This is a genomic window from Brevundimonas sp. FV1ye29L, assembly GCF_058681095.1.
The window spans coordinates 1764331-1781182 of the sequence record NZ_CM178730.1; the positions used below are offsets into that span (position 1 = coordinate 1764331).

The following is a 16852-nucleotide window of genomic DNA, read 5'->3' on the forward strand; positions in this document are numbered from 1 at the left end:
CGCCGGGATTAACGTCGCCTTGCGACACCCCCGGCGCGCCCGGGCGGTCATCGGGTCCAGACCACCCGAAGGGCGCCCGGACACACATCGCCTTCAGGGACGTCTCCGCTGGACAAAGGCGACCCGGGGCCACGAATGCCGGACGCAACGAACCGGTCGAACAGGCCCCGATGCGTTCCGGACTACAGCCGGCCGCCTTCGCCCAGGCGCGCCACCATCCATACCCGGGCCTCGGGGATCGGCCGGTTTTGCGGATGGAAGACGAACTGCTCGAGGAAATGGCCGGTCAGGTCGAGGCCCGCGCCGACGTCGCCCTCCCCCAGACCCGCCTGGGCGCCCAGCATGAAGGGCGGCAACGTCAACAGCTTGTCGGCATAGGGGGCGCCCGCCGCCCTCGACACCGCCCGGCCGGTGCGCGGACTGACCCAGATCAGGTCATCCATCGTCCCCGTCACGGCGCAGCGCGACAGGTCAAGCCCGAACCCCAGCGCCTCCAGCAGGCCCGCCTCGAACCGCACGAAGATGGCGGGCCAGACGTCCGGCAGGACAAAGGCGCCCATCAGGGCCTCGAACGCCAGGAAGGCCCCCGGATGCGGCTCGCGCTCGGGCAGGGCGCCCTGGGTGACCGCCGTCGCCGCCGCCAGACCGGTCAGGGCCAGGGCGTCGTCGAACAGGGCGCTGGGCCCCTCGCCCACCGCCTCCAGCCGGGCCGAGCCCAGATGATCGCTGGTGCGGGCGCGATAGTCGACGATGACCCGGGCGCCCGCCTGCAGAAACGGCTTCATCTTGCGCGACGCCCCGCCCGCCACATAGGCGCTGCGCCGCCCGTGGGTCTCGGTCAGCAGATCGACCACCACCCCGGTGTCGCCATGCGCCCGCGCCGACAGGACGAAGGCCTCCTCGTGAAAATCCATCAGTCGCCCGGCTGAACGGCCGCAGCGACAGCCTTGTGGGCGGCGATCGCCTCGACCACGGCCCGGGACGCATCATTCGGCACGGCGAAGCTCAACACATACTGCTCGATCTTCCACTGGCCGTCGATCAGACGCAGCACGCCGGATCCGCGCGTCTCGCCATAGCTGGCGTTGATCAGCTTCTCCTCGAACCAGGCCACGCAGCGGCAGTCGATCGGGGCGATGGTGATGGTCCGCTCCGTCTCGGGATAGGACCAGCCCTTCCCTTGCGCGAAATAGGGTTCGTAGAGGGCCTGGAACTCGGCCCGCGACCAGTGCTCCGACGCGTCCGTCCCGACGAACCGCGCCTCCGGCGCGAACAGGGCGAAATAGGCCGGCCCGTCGGCGGCGGTCGCGGCCGCATCCAGCCGCTCCAGCACGGCGGCGACCTGGGCCTCGGACGGGTTAGCGACAGGTGGGGCTACGGCGGAAGCCTGAGCGGCGACGAACAGGGCGGCGACGAACAGGGCGGCGAGCGATGCGATCATGCAACGCTTCTACTCCATGCGCCGCCGTGAACAAAGCGGGATCAGCGCCGCCGTTCAGATCGCAGACCAAGGCTAACCGATCGACCAGAGGCATTGACCGGACCCTTAATGCAACATATTGAGCAATATGTTGTATTACGAGGTTGCAGATGTTTCTCCGATGCCTTCTCCCCTTGCTCGTCCTGGTCCTGACAGCCCCCGCCCCGGCAGCCGTCGCCCAGCCCCTTAATGGCGACGAGCAGCGCGAGGTCGTGGCTCATCTCGAACAGGCGCTGCGGGACAACTACGTCTTCCCCGGCCAAATCCCCGCCATCTCCGCCGAACTGGCCGCACGGGTCCGGTCCGGTCCCGTCGAGAGCAAGGAATTCGCCGCCGACCTCTCGCAAGGGCTGATCAAGGCGAGCAACGATCTGCACTTCGCCCTGATCTTCGATCCCGACGGCGTCGTGGCCGAACGCAAGGCGAAGGCGGACGGCGAGGCGAGCACCCAGACCCAACGCGACACCGAACGGGCCGCCAATTTCGGCTTTCGCGATGCCCGTCGGTTGGATGGAGGTCTCGCCTATATCCGGTTCGACTTTTTCGCCGATCCGCAGGACGCCCAGGACACGGCCGCCGGAGCCATGCGGTTCGCCGAAGGCGCCAAGGGGCTGATCTTCGACCTGCGCTATAACAACGGCGGCGTGCTGGAGATGGCGCAGTTCCTGATGAGCTATCTATATCCGGCGGGCAAGGATCAGGAATTCTTCGACTACCACTACACGAAGGACGGGGTTCGCGTGGAGCGGGGCCAGTGGAGCCTGGCCGGCGTGCCCGGTCAGCGGTCGGCGACCATTCCGGTCGTGGTCCTGACCGGATCGACCACCTTCTCCGCTGCCGAATGGATGGCCTTCTCCCTCCAGCGGCTGAGCCGGGCCACCATCATCGGCGAGCGCACGGCCGGCGGCGCCCACCCTGTCGCCCGCGTAGCGATTGACGACCGGTTCCTGCTGCAGGTCCCGTTCGGCCAGATTCGGGATCCTGTAGAAGGACAGGATTTCGAGGGCGTCGGCGTGACCCCCGACATTTCCGTCCCGGCCTCGGATGCGCTTCTGACGGCGCAGAAATTCCTGCTGCAGGGCCTGGCCGAGGCGGGTGACGCGGAGGCGCGGTGGGCCATGGTCCCCATCGCATCGGCGCTCACGGACGAAGCCGCCAGCGCAATAGTTCTGGACGAGGCGGTCGGCTCCTACGAGGGCAGACAAATCGTCCGCACCGCCACCGGCCTGTCCTATCACTGGCGGGACCGCTTCGTGCTTGCCCTCAATCCGATCGGCAAGGATCTGTTTGCGGTCGAGGGAACGGATGCCTACCGCTTCCGACTTGTGCGTCAGCAGGGTCGCGTGACTGGCCTCGAACGCGTCTGGAAGTCGGGTGACACGGCGACCTACCGTCGTCTGGACTGAGGAGTTGTCGAAACGATGATCGAGTTGAACCGCACCTTCCTCGGGCGCCTGAGCGAGCAGTTGAGCGACCTGATCGAGCAACAGTCGGCCGAGGTGTTCCGGCGCGCCGGGATCATCATTCCGGTCAAGTCGTCGTCCCTGCTGGGCGCCATTGCGACGCTGGGTCCGGTCTCCGTCGCCGATCTCGTACGGGCGCTGGACAGGTCACATCAGCTGATCCAGCAGAAGATGCCGAAGCTTCTGGCGCTGGGGCTGGTCAGCCGCCGCCCGGACCCGAACGACCAGCGCGCCGTCCTGATCGAGCTCACGGCCAAGGGGCGTGAACAACTCGCTCTGCTTGATGGGCTGGATGCCGCGTTCGAACGCGCCTACGTCGAGATGGAACAGGACGCGGGCCCGGTGTTCGACGGGATCACTCGCGCCATCCGCTCCCTCAAGTGCCGTCCCCTGATCGACCGCATGGATCTTTGAGTTTGAAGGCGGGCGCGCCCTACTCTCCGCTTTCGGGAACCGGATAGGTCTCCGGCCTCAGCACCTTCGCCAGCGCGACCAGATTGCGCGCCGCATTCCGGCCCACGCGGTCGGAATAGTCGTGGCCCTGGTCCGTCTCGACATAGTCGGGACCGGGCCCGGGGCCGAGGTGCCAGTAGGTCCAGCTCTGGGCCGGGATGGTGAAACCCATGTCGATCAGCCCCTGGGAGATCGTGGCCACGATATGGTGCGCCCCGTCCTCATTGCCGGTGACGACGATGCCGGCGACCTTGCCGAAGGCCACGGGCCGGCCGCTGTCGTCCGTCTCCCCGAACCAGGCGTCCATCCGCTCGAGGGCGCGCAGGGCGACACTCGACATCTGACCCAGCCAGGTCGGGGTGGCGAAGACGACGATGTCAGCCGCCTTCAGCCTTGCATCCACCTCGGGCCATTGGTCGCCGGCGCCTTCGTCCGCCGTGACGCCGGGCTTGATGTCCAGATCGACCAGCCGCACCATCTCCACCCCGGCCCCGCCCCTCTCCAGCTCGTCGATCACCACCCGGGCGAGGGCCTCCGTGCTCGAGGTCTCCGGCGACGGCTTGAGCGTGCAATTCAGAACAAGGGCTTTCATGGCGGTCCTTCCAGTCGGTCTCTCGCTAACCGGCGGCGCCGTCTCGCGTTCCATCGGACCGCGCAGATCAATTGATGGAGATCATGGACCCGCCGGCGATCCTCGCCCAGGGTCGTCTGGATCGCCCTAGCGGCGCCGCAAACCTGAGACGCCCCAGGCCCTCCCCGGCCGCAGCCCCAAGAGCCCATGTCGCGTATCCGCAGCCAGTCCCTGCGTTCCAGGGTCATGTCCGCCCCGGACGCCGCCGCCCTGATTCCCGCCGGCTCGACCGTGGGCATGAGCGGTTTCACCGGCTCGGGCTATCCCAAGGCCGTCCCCGCCGCCCTGGCCACCCGGATCGAGGCCGCCCACGCGGCCGGCGACGCCTTCCGGCTGAATCTCTGGACCGGCGCCTCCACCGGGCCGGAACTGGACGGGGCCCTGGCCAGGGCCGACGGGATCGAACGCCGCCTGCCCTACAACTCCGACCCCATCGCGCGTGAGAAGATCAACTCGGGCCAGATGGACTATCTGGACATGCACCTCAGCCAGCTGGCGCCCATGGTCTGGCAGGGCGTGCTGGGTCCGCTGGACACCGCCGTGGTCGAGGTTTCGGCGATCAACGCCGACGGCAGCCTGGTGCCCTCCTCCTCCATCGGCAACAACAAGACCTGGCTGGACCGGGCCGAGCGGGTGATCCTGGAGGTCAACGCCTGGCAGAATCCGGCGCTGGAGGGGATGCACGACATCTACTACGGCACCGCCCTGCCGCCCGACCGCGTGCCCATCCCCCTGACCCGGCCCGATCAGCTGATCGGCCAGCCGACCCTCCGCTGTGATCCGGCCAAGATCGTCGCCATCGTCGAGACCGAGGCCCCGGACCGCAACCTGCCCTTCGCCGCGCCGGACGCCACCGCCCGCGCCATCGCCGGCCACCTGATCGAGTTCCTCAAGCACGAGGTTCGGGTCGGCCGCCTGCCGACCGCCCTGCTGCCGCTTCAGTCCGGCGTCGGCAATGTCGCCAACGCCGTGCTGGCGGGCCTGATGGACAGTCCGTTCGAACGGATGGCCGCCTATACGGAGGTGATCCAGGACGGGATGCTGGACCTGCTGGACGCCGGCAAGCTGACGGTCGCCTCCGCCACCGCCTTCTCCCTCAGTCCCGAGGCGGCGGCCGATATGAACAGCCGGATGGAGCAGTTCCGCGGCAAGATCATCCTGCGCCCACAGGAAATCTCCAACCATCCCGAACTGATCCGCCGCCTCGGCTGTATCGCCATGAACGGCCTGATCGAGGCCGACATCTACGGCAACGTCAACTCGACCCAGGTCATGGGCTCACGCATCCAGAACGGCATCGGCGGTTCCGGCGACTTCTCGCGCAACGCCTTCATCTCGTGTTTCGTGACGCCGTCGACGGCCAAGGGCGGCGCCATCTCGGCCATCGTCCCCATGGCCAGCCACGTCGATCACATCACCCAGGACGTCCAGGTTCTGGTCACCGAACAGGGACTGGCGGACCTGCGCGGCCTGTCGCCGAAACAGCGCGCCGGCGTCATCATCGCCAACTGCGCCCATCCGGACTTCCGCGACGGGCTCAACGACTACTACGCCCGCGCCCTGAAGGGATCGTACGGCCTGCAGTCGCCCCACCTGCTGACCGAGGCCCTGTCCTGGCACCAGCGCTACATCGAAACCGGCTCCATGCGCGCCTGACGGACGGCAATTCCGGCCAAACCCTCCCCCGTCGTCACGGCGTGATTGACAGGAGGGGCCGGGCCAACCACGTTCGCGCCCTCCCTGAACAGACTGCGTCGTAATGAACCTCGTCATCGTCGAGAGCCCGGCCAAGGCCAAGACCATCAACAAATACCTCGGGTCCGACTTCGAGGTTCTCGCCTCCTACGGCCATATCCGCGACCTGCCCTCCAAGGACGGCTCGGTCCAGCCGGACGACGATTTCGCCATGTCATGGGAGATCGATCCCAAGGCGGCGAAACGCATGTCCGAGATCGCCGAGGCCGCCAAACGCGCCGACCGCGTCATCCTGGCCACCGACCCCGACCGTGAGGGGGAGGCCATCAGCTGGCACGTGCTGGACGTCCTGACCAAGAAGAAGGCGCTCAAGGACACCCACGTCGAGCGCGTCACCTTCAACGCCATCACCAGATCCGCCGTGCTGGAGGCCATGGCCGCCCCGCGCCAGCTGGATATGGAACTGGTGGAGGCCTATCTGGCCCGCCGCGCCCTGGACTATCTGGTCGGCTTCACCCTGTCGCCCGTGCTGTGGCGCAAACTGCCCGGCGCCCGCTCGGCCGGCCGGGTCCAGTCCGTCGCCCTGCGCATCGTCGTCGACCGCGAGCTGGAGATCGAACGCTTCCGGGCCCAGGAATACTGGTCGATCGAGGCCGACCTGGCCGCCGACAGCCCCCCCTTCACCGCCCGTCTGGTCAAACATCAGGGCAAGCGGATCCAGCGTCTGGACGTGAAGGACGAGGCCACCGCCTCGGCCGCCCGCGCCGCCATCGCCGCCGGGGCCTTCACCATCCGCTCGATCGAGAAGAAACCGGTCAAGCGCAGCCCCTCCCCGCCCTTCACCACCTCGACCCTGCAACAGGAGGCGGCGCGCAAGCTTGGCTTCACCGCCCAGCGCACCATGCAGGCGGCCCAGAAACTGTATGAAGGCGTCGACGATCAGGGCGGCCTGATCACCTATATGCGGACCGACGGCCTGTTCGTGACGCCCGAGGGCATCGCCCAGGCCCGTCAGGTCATCGAGGAACGCTTCGGCCCCGCCTTCGTCCCGGCCGAGCCCCGCTACTACAAGGTCAAGGCCAAGAATGCGCAGGAGGCCCACGAGGCCATCCGCCCGACGAACATCGCCCGCCACCCCGACAGCGTCCGCCTCGATGGGGATCTGGCCAAACTCTACGAATTGATCTGGAAGCGGATGGTCGCCTCCCAGATGGAGTCCGCCCGGCTGGACCGCACCGCCGTCGATATCGAGACCCCTGACGGCCAGACCGGCCTGCGCGCCACCGGCCAGGTCGTCGCCTTCGACGGCTTCCTCGCCGTCTATGAAGAGGGCCGAGACGAGAAGCAGAAGGGGACGGAAACGGACGAGGACGACGATTCGACCCGCCTGCCCGCCCTCAAGGAAGGGGCGACCGCAAAGGTCGAGGCCATCCGCACCGACCAGCATTTCACCGAGCCCCCGCCCCGCTATTCCGAGGCCACCCTGGTCAAGAAGCTGGAAGAGCTCGGCATCGGCCGCCCCTCGACCTACGCCTCCATCCTGACCACCCTGCGCGACCGCGAATACGTCCGCATGGACAAGAACCGCTTCATCCCCGAGGACAACGGCCGTCTGGTCACCGCCTTCCTCGAGGAGTTCTTCGCCCAGTGGGTCGAATACGACTTCACCGCTGATCTGGAGGGCCAGCTCGATTCGGTCTCCGCCGGCGATCTGGACTGGAAGGTCCTGCTGCGCGAGTTCTGGTCCAAGCTGAAACCCGCCACCGAGACGGTGCTGGCGCGTCAGGGCGTGATCGACCAGCTGGACGAGGCCATCGGCCCCTTCCTGTTCGCCGAAAAGCCCGACGGCTCCGATCCCCGCGTCTGCCCCCTGTGCGGCACAGGCCGGCTGCACCTGAAGGCCAGCTTCAAGATGAAGTCCTCCTTCATCGGCTGCTCCAACTATCCGGAATGCCGCTATACGCGCGGCTTCGGCGCCGCCTCCTCGGCCGAGGAGGCCGGGTCGGACCGCGATCTGGGCCTCGATCCCGCCACCGGCGCCCCCGTCGCCCTCAAGATCGGCCGCTTCGGCCCCTATGTCGAAACCGCCGCCGAGCCGGGCGCCGACAAGCCCAAACGCTCGTCCCTGCCCAAGGGCTGGTCGCCGGTCACCCTGACCCTGGACCAGGCCCTGCGCCTGCTGGCCCTGCCGCGCGAGGTGGGCGTCCACCCCGAGGACGGCAAGCCGATCACCGCCGGCCTCGGCCGCTACGGCCCCTTCGTCCTCCACGCCGGCACCTACGCCAATGTCTCGGACATCGAGGAGGTCTTCGACGTCGGCGTGAACCGCGCCGTCGTCCTTCTGGCCGAGAAACGCGCCGGCAAGTTCGCCGGCCGCGGCGCCGCCGTCGCCCCGCTCAAGGATCTGGGCGCCCACCCGGAAACCGGCGACCCCATCCACGTCATGGCCGGCCGCTTCGGCCCCTATGTCAAATCCGGCAAGATCAACGCCACCCTGCCCAAGGGCGTCGCCCCCGAGGACCTGACCCTCGACATCGCCCTCCCCCTCCTCGCCGCCAAGGCCGCCACAGCGCCCAAGAGCAAGACGGCCGCCGCGAAGAAGGCGCCGGCCAGGGCGGCGGCGGCGAAGAAGCCGGCTGCCGCGAAGAAACCCGCTGCGAAGAAGGCACCGGCGAAGAAACCGGCCGCGAAAAAGGCCGCGGCCGAATAGTCCACGTCTCCTCCCTGTTCGCGCAGCGAATGGGGTGGAGACGGATCGCATGTGATCCGGCGACGGGATCGGCGCGCTTGCGCCGTGACGGAGGGGTTCTTTCCGCTCCCCCATTTCCTTCTCCCATAGGGAGAAGGTGGCTCGCGAAGCGAGACGGATGAGGGGTTACGCCCTCAAAGGGAGGCGCCGTAGCCCCTCACCCTTTCGCGCCAGAACGGCGGCTGACGCCGCCGTGCGCTCAAGCCCTCTCCCACCGGGAGAGGGAGTTCAAACCGAGCCGAAATTCCCCCTTTCGTCATCCTCCGGCAAGCCGCGTCTTCGCGGCGCAGACCGGGGGACCCGTCGTCATCCTCCGGCCGATCGAAGATCGGACCGGGGGAGGCCTGCGCGAGCAGGACCCTGTCGCGGACACGGGCGGTCGGGCCAGCTTGCCTGAACAGGTTCGCGCTCTCGCGCGCCGCTGGGTCCCCCGGTTCCGCTGCGCGGCCCGGAGGATGACGAGAGGGAGGGGCGTCGACAGATTGGCGAACATGGAACATATTGCGAACATCGTCTACTCTGGCTGGCTCCTGACATGCCGACCCATCGCACCTTCATCGCGACCTACATCATGGCCAGCGGTCGGAACGGCGCCCTCTATGTCGGCATGACGGCGAACCTTCTCGCCCGGGTATGGAAGCACAGGGCCGGGACGTTCGAGGGCCATACGAAACGATACGACATCACCCGCCTCGTCTGGTTCGAACGGCACGCCCTCGTTGTTCAGGCCATCGCCCGGGAGAAGCGGATCAAGAAATGGAACCGCGACTGGAAGCTGAAGTTGATCGAGGACGCCAACCCGCAATGGCTCGATCTCGCTGCGGACTGGTATCCGGTGAACGACCCGGACTGGACGCCGCCGCCGGAGGCGGACTGATCCTCCCGCCCCCGGCCCTCCGGGTTCAGCGAACGGCGCCCAGAGCGGCTGATCCATCACACATCAGCCTCTTCCCCCGTTGATTTCCAACCGCTTTCCCCAATCTCGCCGCCGCGAACCCGCCTCACCTCGAAACCGCCCCATAATCCTCCCCGTCCCGCTGCGAGGGGAAGGCGTCCTGGGCCCAGGACCCGGACGTGCGGCGGGGGCGATCGAGCGGGAAACTGCATCGTATAATCCGGTCACGGACCGCGCCCCGGCGGAGACCTGGGGCGATGGAAACACGACGCCGGTGGCGGTGCGGGACTGTTCGGGGGGTGAAATCCCCGGAGCCCGGAGAGCCCTGAACCTCTCCGCCCGTCGCGGGCTTAATGTCGGCCGGGCCTAAACGGTGAAGCGCAGGGTGCTGAATCCACCCGGCGGACCGTCCGATGCCCTCCCCGGCGCGCTCGCGTGAACCGGTCGTGGCGGAGCGCTGGCGTTCGCGCCGAAAACACACTCACCCCCTACGGCGAAAGCACGGGGGACATCCGGTTCCGGGCCGACGCCCGCGCTCCGCCGCTTCCCCGCCCGCTGCGCCCCGCGCCTCGGGGATTTGGTGCTGGGTGAGACATGTCTCCTCCCTGCGCCGCAGGCGTGGGGAGGTGGATCGGCGCGTCTTCCGCGCCGGGACGGAGGGGTTCTTTCCGCGCGACAATCGCCCGAGCCGCTTCAAGACCCCCTCCACCGCTTCGCGGTCCCCGTCCCCATTCGCCAGGCGGCGAACAGGGAGGAGGTGGGTCATGGCGTTCTTGCTTTGTTCCATTTCCCTGCTATCCTCCGGACAGATGCCCCATCCCGCCAAACCGCTTCAGACGAAAGGACGCGGCGCCCGCACCAATGCTTCCGGTCGTTTCGAGCCGGTCGTCCACGAGGCCTTCGATGACGGCTGGACGGGCGAGGACGCCACGCCCGAACCGATCCGCACCACGCTCACGCCCGAGCACGCCCGAACCATTATTGCGAAGAACACCAGTCCCGACGTCGGTTTCGACCGCTCCATCAATCCCTACAAAGGTTGCGAACATGGCTGTATCTACTGCTACGCCCGTCCGTCCCATGCCTGGATGGGCCTATCCCCGGGCCTGGATTTCGAGAGCCGGATCTTCTTCAAGCCCCACGCCGCGCGTCTCCTGGAACAGGAGCTGTCCGCCCGGAAATATGTCTGCAAACGCATCCACATAGGCGGCAATACCGACCCGTATCAGCCGGTCGAGCGCGAGACGAAATCGACCCGGTCGGTGCTGGAAGTCCTGGAGCGATTCAGACAGCCCTTCTCGATCATCACCAAGTCGAACCTGATCACCCGCGACCTCGACATCCTGGGCCCGATGGGGCGGGCGGGCCTGTGTTCGGCCTTCGTCTCCATCACCACCCTGGACCGGGGGCTGGCCCGGGCCATGGAGCCCCGGGCCTCGACGCCGCAGCGCCGGCTGGAGGCGATCACGGCCCTGTCGGAGGCCGGCGTGCCCGTCGGCGTCGGCTTCGCCCCCGTCATCCCCGGCCTGAACGACCACGAGCTGGAATCGATTCTGGAGGCGGCGGCGAAGGCCGGGGCGACCTCGGCCATGTATGTCACCCTGCGCCTGCCGCTGGAGATCAAGGACCTGTTCCGCGAGTGGCTGGCCGACGCCCGCCCCGACCGCGCCGCCCGGGTCATGTCCCTGATCCGCCAGACGCGCGGCGGCCGCGACTATGACCCCGACTGGAACACGCGGATGAAGGGATCCGGCCCCGTGGCCGAACTGATCGCCACCCGGTTCAGGGCGGCCGTCAAACGCTATGGCCTCGACGCCCCGCGCCACCCGCTGGACGTAACGCAGTTCCGCGTCCCCGCCGACGCCCGGCCGCAGCTGGAGCTGTTTGGGTGAGGGGGTCTTCCAAATGCGCCGTCCGGCCTGCTAATCCTGCGGCCATGACCTCGATCCGCCGCCCCGCCCTGTTCGCCGCCGTCGCCGCCACGGCCGTCCTGTCGCTGTCGGCCTGCGCCTCGGCCCCGCCCGAACATCTGCTGCTGGCCTCGCCTGCGGTCGCCGCCGACTGGGAGACGGCCCAGCGCGGCTATCTGGCCTGGAACAGCACGGTGCGGGGCTGGACCGTCGCCCCCTCGGGTCTGCAGTACCGCCGCGTCGGCCGGGCCCGTCCCCGTGCGCCCCAGCCGACCGCCGCCGACGTGGTCCGCGTCCACTATCGCGGGACCCTGATCAACGACGTCGAGTTCGACAGTTCGTACAGCCGCAACGAACCGGCCGAGTTCCCCCTGAACCGCGTCATCCGCGGCTGGACCGAGGGGGTGGCCCTGATGCGGGTCGGCGAGACGTATGACTTCGTCATCCCCGCCGACATGGCCTATGGCGCCCGCCGCATGGGCGACGACATCCCCGCCAACTCGACCCTGAAGTTCCGCGTCCAGCTTCTGGCCATCAACCCGACGACGCCCGTTGGTTGATCGGCGATCAGCCGCAGCGGGCCGACTGGATCACGCCGGACTGCGTGTCATAGGTGATCGTCAGCCGGTCCTCGCGGTAATCCATGGTCGCCGCACAGCTCGAACAGACCAGGCGCCAGTTTTCATCGGCCGGCATGACCGGCAGGGACGACCTGTTCCGGCCGATGAAGCGCTGATAGGCCTCGGCCCGGCAGACCTTGGGGCCGTTCGCAGCCGGCGGCGCCTCCGCCGTCTCCACCGGCGCACAGGCGGCCAGGGATGCCGCGACGGCGGCGGCGATCAGGGACGAACGCAGGATCATCGACATGGTCTGGCTCCTTGGGGTCAGCCGCAACGCACGGTCTCGACCAGTTCGGTCCCGGCGTTGAAGAAGATATTGAGGCGATAGGGCGAATAGTCTTCCGTGACCGGACAGGTCGTGCAGGTCACCCGCCGGTTGACCACATCCACCGGCACGGGGATTTCGCTCTTCGGCTTGCCGACCAGCCACTGCAGCGGCTGGGCCTTGCACATGTCGGCCATCTCGGGCGGCGGCATGCGGGTCCCGACCGGCTGGGTCTGCCCGGCCCGCTCGACCGCCGCCGGGGCCGGGGCGACCGCAGCCGGCGGCGGCGGGGTCGAACACCCGGCCAGCAGCAGGGCCGCGATCAGGCCGCCCGCTGCCAGCCCTCGTCCGTCTGCTTCCAGTAGGCCAGGTCCGCGCCCGTCTCTTTCAGCGTGCGCCACCGGTCCCGTGCATGGGCCGTCGCCGCGTCGTCCCGTCCGTCGAAAATGATGAAGCATCGGATCCATCCCTCCAGGTCGCCGATCTCTGACCGGTCCACGATGAACAGCGCCTGAGCGCCGTTCGGGTTCTCGGATGTCGCAGTCAGCAGGATGGGCTGGCGCGCCGCATGCGGCTCCTCCGCCCGGCCGTGGGCCAGGAAGGACTCCTCGCGCCAGGTCCACAGACGCTCGTCGATCTCGTCTCGCAGCCGGGGCTCCGCCACCCGCACCTGGGCCCGCCAGCCCCGCTTCAGCGTCCGGTCCAGCAGCTCGGGCAGGACCTGATCCAGCGTCGACCGCTCAAGGTGATAGAACCAGACCTCGGTCGGCGCCGGATCGGCCATCGGCCTATTTCGCCTCGTAGCTGTCCGCCACCATCCGGTCGAGCGTCCGCACGCCAAAGCCCACGGCGCCTTCCGGCACGGTCGGCCGCGGCGACTTGGTGGCCCAGGCCGTCGGGGCGATGTCGAGATGCGCCCACGGCACGCCATTGGTGAAGCGCTGCAGGAACAGGGCGGCGGTGATCGACCCGCCCGAGCGGCCGTTGCCGGTGTTCTTCACATCGGCGATCTTCGAGTCGATATGCTGCTCGTACTGCGGCGGCAGGGGCATGCGCCAGAAATTCTCGCCGACCTTCTTCGCCGCGGCCAGGATCGGTTCGGCCACCTCTTCGCTGTTGGCGTACAGCGGCGCGATGTCGAGGCCGAGGGCGACGATGGCCGCGCCCGTCAGGGTGGCCAGGTCGATCATGAATTTCGGCTTGAACCGCTCCTGGGTGTACCAGAGGGCGTCGGCCAGGACGAGGCGACCCTCGGCGTCGGTGTTGATCACCTCGACCGACTGGCCGGACATGGAGACGACTACATCACCCGGACGCTGGGCATTGCCGTCGGGCATGTTCTCGACCAGACCCAACACGCCCACGGCATTGACCTTCGCCTTGCGGCCCGCCAGCGCATGCATCAGCCCGGCCACCGCGGCTGCGCCGCCCATGTCCCACTTCATGTCCTCCATGCCGTCAGCCGGCTTGATGGAGATGCCGCCGGTATCGAAACAGACGCCCTTGCCGACGAAGGCCAGGGGCTGTTCGCCCTCGGCGCCGCCGTTCCAGTGAATCACGGCCAGCTGGCTCTCGCGACGGCTGCCCTGACCGACGCCCAGCAGGGTGCGCATGCCCAGTTTTTCCATGTCCTCCTCGCCGAGGATCTCGACCTTCAGGCCCAGGTGTTCCAGCGACTTGACGCGCCGGGCGAACTCGGCGGGATAGAGGACATTGGCCGGCTCGGCCACGAGGTCGCGGGCGAAGGTCACCGCGTCGGCGACGGCGGCGAAGGTCTCGTGCGCAGCCTGTGCGGCGCGCAGATCGGGGGTGATGACCTGGACCGTCGTGACCGACGGGATCGCCTCGGGCTTCAACGTTGTGCGGTATTTGTCGAACCGGTAGCTGGCCAGTTGCACCGCGAAGGCGGCGCGGGCGGCCTGTTCGGCGCCCAGCTGCGACACATCCAGCGTCAGGGTCGATGCGCCCGACAGCTTGAGGGCGTGATAGGCGGCGCCGGCGGCCGTCTCGATCGCCAGATCATCCATCGGATCGGCGCCGGCCCCGACCAGCAGGATCGTTCCGATCCCGACGCCGGAGGGCGTTGCCACGGTCAGGGTGGAGTTGGCTGCGCCGGTAAACCGGCTGGCGGTCATCGCCCGGGCGAGGCTTCCCCCGGTCGCGGCGTCAAGCGCCGCCGCCGGCGCGCTCAGGCTCCGTTCGGCATGCACGAGGACCGCAACCGCCTCGGCGTCCGCCGCAGCGGTGACAAATTCGACTTTCATGAAATGCAACTCCAGCCGGGTCTGTCGCCCGGTCTTCCACAGATATCGTCAGGCGCGCTCAGCCGGTTGTCCACGGCGCGCCCCGGCGTGTATTACATGCCTCTCCTCCGGCGCGCCCGCAACAGGCCTCGCCACATCTCGCCGCATGACCCTGATTCAACGCTATCTTTTCCGACAGATCGCGCTGCCCGTCGTGGCGGCCTGCGGAGCGCTGATCGGAATCGGCCTGCTTAGCCAGAGCCTCGACCAGCTCGAGATCATTGTCGAACGCGGCCAGAGCGTGGGCGTCATGCTTCAATTGACGGTCCTGGCCGTCCCCCTGCTGCTGTCGGTGATCCTGCCGATCGGCCTGTTTGTCGGCGCCCTGATCGCCCTGACCCGGCTGCAACGCGACCAGGAACTGACCGCCGCCTTCGCCGGCGGCCTGTCGCGCTGGGCGGTGATCGCCCCGGCGGTGCGGATCGCGGTGATCGTGGCCCTGATCGCCCTGTTCTCGAACCTGTTCATCCAGCCCTGGGCCCAGCGCACGGCGCGCGACAAGGCCTTCGCCATCCGCACCGATCTGGCCGCCCTGCTGGTCGAGGAAGGCCAGTTCGTCCAGGGCCCGGACGGTCTGACGGTCTATGTGCAGCAGATCGAGCAGAACGGTCTGCTCCGGAACCTTTTCGTCTATCTGGAGAGCGGCGACACGGTGCGGACCTGGGACGCCTCGGAGGCCCGCTTCGAACGTGTCGATGGCCAGCCCTATCTGATCCTGCTCAACGGCAGCGCCCAGGAATATTCGTCACGCGGTGTACTGAACCAGCTGTCGTTCAGCCGGCTGCCCTTCGATCTTGCCCCGTTCACCGGAACCGACACGAAAATTCGCTACAAGCCGACGGACCTGTGGCTGGCCCAGCTGATCCATCCCTCCCCGGGCGATCTGCAGGACACCGGGTCGCGAGGAGAGCTGGCCGCCGAGGCCCATTCGCGGATTTCGTCGCCGCTCTATGCCCTGACGGCCATGGCCCTGGCCCTGGCGGCGATCATGGGCGGGGCGTTCAGCCGCACCGGCTATTCGTTAAGGATCGCCCGGGCGTCAGCCGCCTTTCTGATCGCTCGCGTGATCGGCTATGGACTGGTCGCAGGCAGCGCGTGGAATGCGGCGCTGATCCCGCTTCAGTATCTGGTGCCGCTCGCCTTCGCCGCCCTGGCCCTGCGGCTGGTGTTCCGCCATCTGCGGCCGGAGCGGAAGCGGCGCTGGAGGATCGCGCCGGCCCTGAAGGCGAGGCTGGCATGAACGTCCGTCCCGTGATGGCCCATTTGTTCCGGCTGGGCCGTATCGAACGCTATGTGCTGATCCAGCAATTGCGCGCCCTGGGCGTCGCGCTCGGGGTGATCGGCGCCCTCGTCATGCTGATCGACTTCGTGGAGATTTCGCGCGGTCCAGGGTCCGACACGGACCTGCCGATCTGGCGAATCTTCGTGCTGATGCTGATGAAGTCGCCCGCGGTGATCGTGCAGTTGCTGCCCTTCGTCTTCCTGTTCGGCACCCTGGGCGCCTTCATCGGGCTGAACCGGCGCAGCGAGCTGATCGCCATGCGGGCCGCAGGCGTCTCCGCCTGGCGGTTCGTCCTGCCGGCCGCCGCTGCCGCCCTCGTGCTGGGCGTCCTGACGGTCACCGCCATTGGTCCGCTGGCGGCCTCGGGCGACGGTCTGTTCCAGCGCGAGCGGGCGCGGATTTCGGGCTCCGTGCGGGGCGGCGCCGAGCAACCGGCGGTCTGGCTGCGTGAGGGCGAGGGCGAGCGCCAGACTGTCATCCGCGCCGGGCGTCAGGATCGCGCCCGCGCCCGCCTGCTGGATGTGACCTTCTTCGTCTATCGCACCGACGCCGAGGGGCGGCGCGCCTTCAGCGAGCGAATCGACGCCGCCACTGCCAGCCTCAGCGCCGGTCGCTGGCGTCTGACGGACGCCCTGGCCGCCCAGACCGGCCAGCGGGCGGTGAAATACGCCACCCTGGACCTGCCGTCGTCCCTCGCGGACGAAGAGGCGTTCGAGCGCTTCGCCCGACCTCAGTCGACGCCCTTCTGGTCCCTTCCGGGCCAGATCCGGAGAATCGAGGATGCCGGCTTCTCGTCGACCGCCTACCGGCTTCGGCTGCAGCAGTTGCTGGCCACGCCCCTGATGTTCGCCGCGATGTCGATTCTGGCCGCCGCCTTTTCCCTGCGCCTGATGCGGCTGGGCGATATGGCGCGTATGGTCGTGCTGGCCGTGGTCCTGGGGTTCGGCTTCTTTTTCCTGAACCAGTTTTCGGCGGCCATGGGCTCGGCGGAGGTCACCTCCCCGTTCGTCTCGGCCTGGCTGCCCGCTGTTCTGACGGCCCTCGCGGCCTTCACCTTGCTGTTCTATACCGAAGATGGGTAAGGCAGCGTCTCGCGGGGGCGTGAG

At 68.2% G+C, this 16852-nt stretch carries 16 protein-coding genes; 9 read left to right on the plus strand and 7 right to left on the minus strand.

Annotated features, from left to right (window positions below):
- Positions 1-182 precede the first annotated feature (182 nt).
- Together recO and ACW17W_RS08635 are read right to left on the minus strand one after the other, a co-directional pair.
- Positions 183-914 carry a DNA repair protein RecO gene (gene recO, locus ACW17W_RS08630; RefSeq protein ID WP_492076506.1) on the minus strand — a complete coding sequence of 244 codons (732 nt, stop codon included), beginning with the start codon at positions 912-914 and terminating at the stop codon, positions 183-185.
- The gene (locus tag ACW17W_RS08635) at positions 914-1441 is read right to left on the minus strand and encodes a nuclear transport factor 2 family protein (protein ID WP_492076507.1); all 528 of its coding nucleotides are present in this window, start codon (positions 1439-1441) and stop codon (positions 914-916) included. The genes recO and ACW17W_RS08635 overlap by 1 nt, the downstream gene beginning before the upstream one ends.
- Before the next feature lie 149 nt (positions 1442-1590).
- Between ACW17W_RS08635 and ACW17W_RS08640 the strand changes: the two genes are divergently transcribed.
- Positions 1591-2886, plus strand: coding sequence for a S41 family peptidase (locus tag ACW17W_RS08640; protein ID WP_492076508.1), 1296 nt, complete (start codon positions 1591-1593; stop codon positions 2884-2886).
- A 15-nt stretch (positions 2887-2901) separates the two neighbouring features.
- Positions 2902-3357, plus strand: coding sequence for a MarR family transcriptional regulator (locus ACW17W_RS08645; protein ID WP_492076509.1), 456 nt, complete (start codon positions 2902-2904; stop codon positions 3355-3357).
- A gap of 19 nt (positions 3358-3376) precedes the next feature.
- Here ACW17W_RS08645 and ACW17W_RS08650 read toward each other — a convergent pair whose 3' ends face one another.
- Positions 3377-3988, minus strand: a complete 612-nt coding sequence (locus tag ACW17W_RS08650; RefSeq protein WP_492076510.1) for a flavodoxin family protein — start codon at positions 3986-3988, stop codon at positions 3377-3379.
- Between the two features lie 186 nt (positions 3989-4174).
- Here ACW17W_RS08650 and scpC point away from each other — a divergent pair, with 186 nt between their 5' ends.
- From scpC to ACW17W_RS08675, 5 genes are all read left to right on the plus strand, one after another.
- Positions 4175-5683: a succinyl-CoA:acetate CoA-transferase ScpC gene (gene scpC / locus ACW17W_RS08655; protein WP_492076511.1), complete on the plus strand. Its 1509-nt coding sequence runs from the start codon at positions 4175-4177 to the stop codon at positions 5681-5683.
- Between the two features lie 103 nt (positions 5684-5786).
- On the plus strand, positions 5787-8432 hold the full coding sequence (topA, locus tag ACW17W_RS08660; RefSeq protein ID WP_492076512.1) for a type I DNA topoisomerase: 2646 nt from the start codon (positions 5787-5789) through the stop codon (positions 8430-8432).
- 574 nt (positions 8433-9006) lie between these two features.
- Positions 9007-9348: a GIY-YIG nuclease family protein gene (locus ACW17W_RS08665; RefSeq protein ID WP_492076513.1), complete on the plus strand. Its 342-nt coding sequence runs from the start codon at positions 9007-9009 to the stop codon at positions 9346-9348.
- A gap of 827 nt (positions 9349-10175) precedes the next feature.
- Positions 10176-11258, plus strand: a complete 1083-nt coding sequence (locus tag ACW17W_RS08670; protein ID WP_492080294.1) for a PA0069 family radical SAM protein — start codon at positions 10176-10178, stop codon at positions 11256-11258.
- A 44-nt stretch (positions 11259-11302) separates the two neighbouring features.
- Positions 11303-11836: an FKBP-type peptidyl-prolyl cis-trans isomerase gene (locus ACW17W_RS08675; protein WP_492076514.1), complete on the plus strand. Its 534-nt coding sequence runs from the start codon at positions 11303-11305 to the stop codon at positions 11834-11836.
- 7 nt (positions 11837-11843) lie between these two features.
- Here the strand turns inward: ACW17W_RS08675 and ACW17W_RS08680 are convergent, their stop codons facing one another.
- From ACW17W_RS08680 to ACW17W_RS08695, 4 genes are read right to left on the minus strand one after another with little or no spacing between them, the layout of a single operon-like run.
- Positions 11844-12143 carry a hemolysin gene (locus ACW17W_RS08680; protein ID WP_492076515.1) on the minus strand — a complete coding sequence of 100 codons (300 nt, stop codon included), beginning with the start codon at positions 12141-12143 and terminating at the stop codon, positions 11844-11846.
- A gap of 17 nt (positions 12144-12160) precedes the next feature.
- Complete coding sequence (locus ACW17W_RS08685) at positions 12161-12562, minus strand: hypothetical protein (protein WP_492076516.1); 402 nt, start codon at positions 12560-12562, stop codon at positions 12161-12163.
- On the minus strand, positions 12484-12945 hold the full coding sequence (locus tag ACW17W_RS08690; protein ID WP_492076517.1) for a DNA polymerase III subunit chi: 462 nt from the start codon (positions 12943-12945) through the stop codon (positions 12484-12486). Before ACW17W_RS08690 ends, ACW17W_RS08685 begins: the two co-directional genes overlap by 79 nt.
- A gap of 4 nt (positions 12946-12949) precedes the next feature.
- Complete coding sequence (locus ACW17W_RS08695) at positions 12950-14425, minus strand: leucyl aminopeptidase (RefSeq protein WP_492076518.1); 1476 nt, start codon at positions 14423-14425, stop codon at positions 12950-12952.
- 145 nt (positions 14426-14570) lie between these two features.
- On the opposite strand from ACW17W_RS08695, the gene ACW17W_RS08700 reads away from it, so the two are divergent.
- Both ACW17W_RS08700 and lptG read left to right on the plus strand, forming a co-directional pair.
- Positions 14571-15704, plus strand: coding sequence for an LptF/LptG family permease (locus ACW17W_RS08700; RefSeq protein ID WP_492076519.1), 1134 nt, complete (start codon positions 14571-14573; stop codon positions 15702-15704).
- Positions 15701-16828, plus strand: a complete 1128-nt coding sequence (lptG, locus tag ACW17W_RS08705) for an LPS export ABC transporter permease LptG (RefSeq protein WP_492076520.1) — start codon at positions 15701-15703, stop codon at positions 16826-16828. The genes ACW17W_RS08700 and lptG overlap by 4 nt, the downstream gene beginning before the upstream one ends.
- The last annotated feature ends 24 nt before the right edge of the window (positions 16829-16852 follow it).